The sequence below is a fragment of the Arthrobacter sp. Hiyo1 genome (assembly GCF_001263615.2).
Lineage (GTDB): Bacteria > Actinomycetota > Actinomycetes > Actinomycetales > Micrococcaceae > Arthrobacter.
Genome location: NZ_DF952470.1, coordinates 124671 through 132089, shown reverse-complemented (window position 1 = coordinate 132089; position 7419 = coordinate 124671). Strand labels below are relative to the sequence as shown.

The 7419-nt window shown below is 62.8% G+C and carries 6 protein-coding genes; all 6 read right to left on the bottom strand.

What is annotated here, in order from left to right:
- Nucleotides 1-917 (bottom strand): hydantoinase/oxoprolinase N-terminal domain-containing protein (locus tag AHiyo1_RS09570; protein WP_340639306.1); only part of this gene is annotated, 917 nt, incomplete at its 3' end.
- A gap of 83 nt (nt 918-1000) precedes the next feature.
- Entirely contained in the window at nt 1001-1984 is a 984-nt protein-coding gene (locus AHiyo1_RS09565) for an ABC transporter permease (RefSeq protein ID WP_059388414.1), read from the bottom strand.
- A gap of 9 nt (nt 1985-1993) precedes the next feature.
- The gene (locus AHiyo1_RS09560; protein ID WP_059388413.1) at nt 1994-3520 is read right to left on the bottom strand and encodes a sugar ABC transporter ATP-binding protein; all 1527 of its coding nucleotides are present in this window, start codon (nt 3518-3520) and stop codon (nt 1994-1996) included.
- A gap of 117 nt (nt 3521-3637) precedes the next feature.
- Nucleotides 3638-4660: a sugar ABC transporter substrate-binding protein gene (locus tag AHiyo1_RS09555; RefSeq protein WP_059388412.1), complete on the bottom strand. Its 1023-nt coding sequence runs from the start codon at nt 4658-4660 to the stop codon at nt 3638-3640.
- Nucleotides 4661-4684: 24 nt separating this feature from the next.
- Nucleotides 4685-6358, bottom strand: a complete 1674-nt coding sequence (locus AHiyo1_RS09550) for a hydantoinase B/oxoprolinase family protein (RefSeq protein ID WP_059388411.1) — start codon at nt 6356-6358, stop codon at nt 4685-4687.
- 10 nt (nt 6359-6368) lie between these two features.
- A partial coding sequence (locus AHiyo1_RS09545; protein ID WP_148667530.1) for a hydantoinase/oxoprolinase family protein occupies nt 6369-7419 on the bottom strand: 1051 nt, incomplete at its 5' end.

Sequence of the window (7419 nt, the reverse complement as noted above, 5' to 3'; positions counted from 1 at the left end):
CGGTTCGACGACGGCGGCGTTGCTGGCGAGGCTCGCCTCGTACCCTTGGCGGATGACGCTTCGCGTAGCAGGGAGACCCCCGCGGATTTGGCCCACGGTGACCCCAGAGTCCGCACAGATGACGACCTCCCCATCCGGGGCGCCGGCCAAGTAGCCGCGCCGAGGATCTGCATAGCGGGTTCGGGGCGCAACCCGTGAATCGGAATCACTGCCAGCCGCGCGAGCGGCGCGCGGCCGCCGTCGTTCTTGGCGAACCACATCGTGGCGGAGGGAAAATGCCGCCGTCCCGACGCTTCCAGCATCGCGACCAGGTCCTCTCCTGTTTCCATGAGGGCGCTGTTGAGGATGGCTGTGTAGTCACGGTCGCGGAAAACACTGGAATAGAAGTCGCTGGAGATGCTGATGCGCATTTCGCTGTCACTGGACAGGATGGCATCGGCAATGCGCGTTTCGTGATCCTTCGACGCTGTCGACCCCACGGAGGTGATTGCAATGTTCCGTACGTCTCCGGAGAGGATGTCCGGAAGTTCGGCCAGGAAAGCCTCCAAACCTAGCGGAGCGAGGGGGCGTCCTCGCAGGTCGTGGCCTCCGCCGACGTGGACTGTCCGGGCCACCACGGGTACCACGAGTGCCGGCAGCCCAGTCACGTGGAACGCGTCCGCAGGCGGGCGGGGCGAAATCCGGATCGCGATGACCGAGGCTAGTTTCCGCGCAGCGAGGACGCTTCCGGCGTCGGAGGTAATATCCGTTACTTTCGTAATTTCCGCACCAAGCTCGTGGCGAAGCTCTTCGAAGGTGGTGTCGACGGCCTCCGCAAGCGTGCTGCATCGCTCCGCAGCCGCGGCGGCCACCACGCTGTGCCCGTCGAGCACCAAGGTCCGGCAGCTTGTTCCCTGCAACCGCAGCCCTATGCGCATTGTTCGGCCTCCTGTTCAGCCTGCCGCAGTTCCCTCACCGGGTCATGACCATGTTCCATGTATATAGCGTCCCCCGATAGGGCCTAGCCCGTGCGCTTGCGGAAGAACAATCCGTCCGCGGCGACTGCAAGCAGGATGAGGACGCCGGTGACAACCTGCTGGTAGGTGGTGTCCCAGTGGAGCAGGTTGAAGCCGTTGCCGATGACGGTCAGGATCATGACTCCGACGAATGCCCGCCACATAGCACCGTGTCCGCCGAGAATGCTGGTGCCTCCGATGACCACGGCGGCAATGGCCGTGAGTTCGATGCCGATGGCCATGGCTGGCTGGGCTGAGCCTGCGCGCGAAGCAAGAATCATGCCGGCCATCGCGGAGCACAGGCCGCTGATGGCAAAGACGGCGACGTGGATGGAACCGGTGCGGATACCGCTAAGGCGTGCCGCTTCCTTGTTGCCGCCCACGGCGTAAATCCTGCGGCCAAACGTAGTGCGCCAGAGGACGATGCCTAGGACGATCGTCATGGCTACCATGAGCACGGAGCCCGCAGTGAGGCCGAAGAGACTGGGCCAGGTCCACGTCTGGAAGGCGGCAAGTTGCTCGGGCAGCGGCGCGACGATGGCTCCGCCCGTGATCACGATGGCCAGGCCGCGGTAAATGATGCTCACCGCCAGCGTGCCTATGAAGGAATTCACCTTCGTACTGACCACGATCAGGCCGGTGACGGTTCCCAGGGCGGCTCCCACCAACAATGCGCCGACGAATCCCGCGATCACCCCTAAGTGCTGGGTGATCATCACTCCGGCGATGGCGGAGACAGCCAAGTTTGCGGTGGAGGAAAGATCGAAGACACCGCTGACGATGCACAGTGTGGCGGCAGCGGCCAACAGTCCCACGATGGCAGCTTGGTCGAACAGGTTGATGAAATTTCGGCCCGTGAGGAACGTTCCGGTATTGAGGGTCAGTAGCAGCATGATGGCGATCAGTCCGAAGACGATCCCGAAATCCCTGACATTGAGCTTGAATTTCTTCTCGGCCGGCTCGGACACGGCAGCAGTAACTGTGGTCATTTGATTCACCTATTTCAGAAATGCGGAAGCCATGACTTCATCGCGGGAGGCGTTCCGGTCGAATTCAGCAACGATGCGGCCTTGCCTCATGACATGGATACGGTGGGATAGGCCGATGACTTCCTCGAGTTCGGAGCTGACAACGACGACAGCCGTGCCCTTTGCTGCGAGGTCAGCGATCATGCCGTGGATGCGAGCCTTGGCCTCGATGTCGACACCACGCGTGGGTTCGTCCACCAGCAGCACCGCCGGAGGATTGAGCAGCCACTTGGCGAAGAGCGCCTTCTGCTGGTTTCCTCCGGACAAATCGGCAATTAGCGAGCCGCGGCGGGCGCCGCGCAGGTCGACGGAATGGCTGATTTCGGATACGGCTGCCTTTTCCCGGGCTACCCTGACGAAACCGCCCAGTGATCGGCCCGACAAGGTGGAAAGAGCGATGTTTTCGTCCACCGGCCGGCACATGACTAGGCCCTGTTCTTTCCGCGACTCGGGGACGAGGGCCATTCCGGCTTTGATGGCTTGCCGGATGGAGTTGGCACGGAGGCGTCGGCCGTTGATCTGGACATATCCACTGGTGGTTCGATCAGCACCGAACATGGCGAGCAGGGTCTCGCTGCGGCCACTGCCCACCAGGCCAGCGATACCCAGGATTTCGCCTTGGCGGACCGTGAAGGAGACGTCTTTCACTTTTGAGCTGCTCAGTCCCGCCACTTGGACCACCGTTTTTGCTTCCGGGGGTACCGGCTGAACCTCCGGAATGAGGAAATCGACCTCCCTGCCGACCATCAGGCCGACGAGCGACTCGGGCGTGTGCCCCGAGGCGTCCTCAGTGGTGATGTGCTGTCCGTCGCGGAGAATGGTCACTCGGTCCACTAAACCCAGGACTTCCTCCAGATAGTGCGATACGAGGATGACGGTGGTGCCTAAACGCGCGAGGCTCCTGATCACCTTCAACAGCTTTGCTTTCTCGGCCTCGTTCAGGACCGCCGTCGGCTCGTCCATGCACAGCACCTTGGCGCCACGGGCGAGGGCTTTCAGGATTTCGACCTGCTGCTGCTGACCGATCGGGAGGTCCCCCGCCATCGCCCGGGGGTCAAGCTCAAAGCCGGTCTCGGCCAGGAGGCGCTCCAAGTGATCGGCGTCCCGCCGCGAACGGAGCAGGCTTCCTGTGTTGGCCCATCGGCCCAGGAAGACGTTCTCCAGCACTGAAAGGCCAGGAACGAGTGCCAGCTCTTGGGATATAAGGGATATTCCTTGTGCGATGGCGTCCCTGGGCTCGGCGATCTTCACCTCCCGGTCATCAAGCTTGACGACGCCGAAATCTGCCGCGATGGCGCCGCCGAGGATCTTCAGCAGCGTGCTCTTGCCAGCACCGTTTTCCCCCATGATGCCGTGGATTTCCCCCGGAGCCACCGACAACGTGATATCGCGGAGCACAGTGCTGGCACCGTACCGCTTTCCGATTCCGGAGACGGTGATTTCCGGAGCGGCACTCCGATTGACTCGCTCTGGTGTATCCAACTGTTGTATAGCCATTTTGACCTCGGGAGATGGAATGGACGTTTGGCCGGTCCTGCCGGGACCGGGGCGGGGGCTCCTGCCCTGCCGGGATTTCAGCCCCGGCAAGACAGGACCACGAGGGTGATAAGTCGGCTAGTCAGAGTACTTCGAGACGTAGTTCACGGCGTCGAGGGCTTCCTTGGTGCCCTTGGCCTTGTTGGGAGCCAAGCTCGCCTCGTCCACTGCCGTCTCCACCTGCTGTCCCCGGGCCTTGGCAAGGCCGAGTTCCGTGGCCTTGGCGCCGTTCGCCACCACGTCGCTGACGTAGATGGAGAACCATTTACCGGATCGGACGGCCTCGACATTCGAAGTAGATGCACCGTTGCCAATGAACTTGATGTTGCTATTGCCAGCCGCAGCGGCCGCACCCGTGATCGCCTGGGATGCACCGATGACGACATCGACGTCCGGGTTGGCCTGGGAAACGTTCTGGAACGCCTGCCGGCCGCTGTCTTGGGTGTATCCGCCTTCGACACTGGCCACCAGCTTGATCTTCGGATCAGTGGCCAGCTCAGCTTTCACTGCTTCGGTCCGGGCGTTATCCAGCGGCAGGGACTTGAATCCCTCGAGGTAGGCCACCTTGCAGGTGTCTTTGGAGACTTTGGCGCAGGCATCCTTGCCCATTTGGCCGAGCATCTTGCCGTTGCTGGTGGGAAGGTCAACGATGCTGATCGCACCGGGGACCTGGGGCTGGATAGTGTCGAACTTCGGACCGATAACGGAGAACTCGACCACCACCGTTATGCCAGCTTGGACGGCCTGCTGCAGTGGCGCAATGAGGGCCTGGTTGTCGTTCGCCTGGATAACGATCACCTCGAACTGTTTTGAGGTGACCGCGTCCTGGATCTGCTGGACCTGGGTCTGGGCGTTGAAGTTGGGGTCCACGAACGTAGCGCTGGCGTTGTTGGCCTTGGCCGCCTGCTGGACGCCGAGGAAGGTTCCTTGGGCGAAGCCGTTCGACTTGGCGAAGCCGAAGAATCCGACGTTGAGGGGTTTGCCGGCGTCCGCCGTCGAAGCTGGTCCCGCGGCCGCTTGCGTGGGTGGGGTGCAGGCTGACGTCAGGAGCGCTAGCCCGATGAGCGCCGCGGCTGCGGCTGATTTCTTTATGTTTTTCATTGGGTGTCCTTCTGTGGGCGGGGCTTAGTATCCGTAGTGGGTCTTGGCGAAGTCCTCGGTGATGAAGCGGTTGACGATGTCGTAGGTGATCTCGTCCCGGGAGCGCTGGGAGACGTCCCCGAAGCCGCCGCCGCCGCCGACTGCGAGCCGGACGATGTCGCCGGCCTTGACCTTGCGGGCGTTGGCTTTCAGAGTGCGGACCTCATCGCTGCGACCTGGGTTGAACACAACCTCGGGCCCTTGGGCGTCTGAGCCGCCGAACAGTCCCCAGGCCGGGGTCTTGGACCTTTCGAACCAGAGCCCCACGACGCAGTCGGCCAGGAACTCGTATTCACGGATGACTCCGTTTCCGCCGCGCCACTGGCCGGGGCCGCCGGAGTTGGGTCGGATGGAGTATTCGTTGATGCGGAATGGGTAGCGGGTCTCCATCATTTCGATGGGCAGGTCCTTGAGGGAGCCGTTGACGTTGTTGATCATCGCGGACTCGCCGTCGGTGCCTTGCCAGGCTCCCCAACCGCCCAGTGTGGCCTCCATGGTCACGAAGTTCCGGCCGAAGCGAGGATCGAAACCGGCTGCAGTGATGATCATCGAGTCGCCGTGGCTGGCGCTGGCAACCCGCTCGGGCATGGCCGGTGCCATGGCCTTGGAAACCAGGTCGATCAGTAGTCCGAGGTGGGAGAAGTACCACTGGCACGGGGCTGGCGCCACCGCGCCGAGAACTGAACCTGAACGCACCTGGGTGGTCAACGGCCGGAAAGACCCGCCGTTCGAGTTGGAGTCCGGGCTGACAAGGAGCTTGTAGCCGACCCGCAGTGCGGAGACTGCCTGGGCGGCGCCACAGTTGACGGGCCCCATGGTCTGGTCAGCCGATCCGGTTACGTCGAAATCAACGGTGTCGCCAGAGACTGTGATCTTTAGCCTGATTGGAATCGGGGTGTCCAGGTTGATGCCGTCGTTGTCCAGGACGCCTTCGGCTTCGTAGACGCCGTCGGGAATGTTGCGGACGGTCTCGCGCTCGATTTCCTCCGTCTGACGGAAGATCTCATCCCGGGCAGCGTCCAGTTGGTCCATCCCGTAACGGCCCACGAGCTCCTTCATCCGGGTGGTGCCCATCCGAAGGGCGGCGATCATCGCGTGCATGTCACCGATGGTCTGGTAGGGGAAGCGGACATTGGTTCGGATCAGATCCACGACGGAGGTTTCAATGCCTGCATCGATCAGTTTGACCGGGCCCATCCGGAAGCCCTCCTGGAAGATGTCCGTCGCATCCATGGAACCGCCGACGTCCTTGGAGCCCATGTCCATCCAGTGCGCACGGGTGGCTGCGAAGCCGACCACAGCGCCATCGTCGAAGATCGGGGCAAAAATGGTGACGTCGTTCAGGTGGGTTCCGCCAAGATAGGAATCGTTGAGGATCCAGACGTCCCCTTCCTTCCAGACGTCGCGGCCGTACAGTTCTTCCACCGCGATGGAACAGGTTTCCAGGTTGCCCAAGAACAGTGGCAGCCCAGCGGACTGTCCGAGCACGCGGTGCTCGGTGTCCAGGAGCGCCACGACGCAGTCCCCTCCTTCGTAAAGGATGGGTGAGTAGGCGGAGCGGATGAGGGTGGCGTTCATGTCGTCCGCGGCGCTGGTGAGCGCGTTGCGGATGATCTCCACGGTGACTGGATCCAGGGTCTTGACTGCAGTGATTGTCATTGTTGGTACCTCAGTTTCCTTCGACGTCTTGAGTGCGGATGATCAGTGAGCCGAATTCGTCGACGATGACGTCGAAGCCGGGGGGCACCACGGTTGTGGCGGTCTGTTCCACGATGATGGCGGGGCCTTCGAAGGCATGGCCGGCGGCCAAGTCGTCACGGCGGACCACGGTGGTCTGGTGTTCGATGTGCTCAAACACCACCGGGCGGATTTCATGCTTGAACTCAGCGCTCTGTGCGGTGGCGAAACGTGGCGCATCAAGACGGCCCAGGTCGCCGACGGCCTGCGTCCGTAGCGCCACGATTTCGATGGGCGCCCCGAGGTTGGAATGCCCATAGCGCTCGTGGTACATCGCTGAGAAACGCGAGGCCAACGCGGCAACGAAGTCGGTGGATTCCGGTTCGTCAGCGGAGGCGAGCGGAACGTTCAGGGAGAATTCCTGCGATTGGTAGCGGACATCCACTGATGCATTGGTGAGGCGGCTGTCCTCCGGCACGCCCTCGGAGGCCAGGGAGCTCAGGCCCTCAGACTCCATCGACCGCAGCACGCCGGCCATGTGGGCCACGTCGATATCCTCGTCGAGGTAGAAATACGGCTCCGAGAAGTCCTTGCGGATGTTGGTCTGCAGCATGCCCCAGGCCGAGAACGCTCCGGGGAACCGGGGGACGACTGTTTCCGGGATGCCCAGTTCCTTGGCGAGGAAGACTGCGTGCATGGGACCAGCACCCCCGAATGCCACGAGCGCGAAGTCCCGGGGTTCGATCCCGCGGGAGATCGTGATGGTCCGGATCGCCTGGGCCATCTGGGAGTTGGCGACGTCGCAGATCCCTTCGGCCATGGCAATGGGGTCCAGACCGAGCCGGTCGCCAACCGTTTTCAGGGCGGCGATCGCCGCTTCCCGGTCCAAGGACACCTGTCCGCCTGCGAACCAGTCAGGGTCCACGCGCCCCAGCACCAGGTTGGCGTCGGTGACGGTAGGTTCCGTGCCTCCACGTCCGTAGCAGGCAGGTCCGGGAGTGGCTCCCGCGGAACGCGGGCCGACCCTGAGGCCACCGGCTTCG

Coding starts and splice junctions, on each gene's coding strand:
- AHiyo1_RS09565 (WP_059388414.1), bottom strand. CDS start 1,984: ATGACCACAGTTACTGCTGCCGTGTCCGAGCCGGCCGAGAAGAAATTC.
- AHiyo1_RS09560 (WP_059388413.1), bottom strand. CDS start 3,520: ATGGCTATACAACAGTTGGATACACCAGAGCGAGTCAATCGGAGTGCC.
- AHiyo1_RS09555 (WP_059388412.1), bottom strand. CDS start 4,660: ATGAAAAACATAAAGAAATCAGCCGCAGCCGCGGCGCTCATCGGGCTA.
- AHiyo1_RS09550 (WP_059388411.1), bottom strand. CDS start 6,358: ATGACAATCACTGCAGTCAAGACCCTGGATCCAGTCACCGTGGAGATC.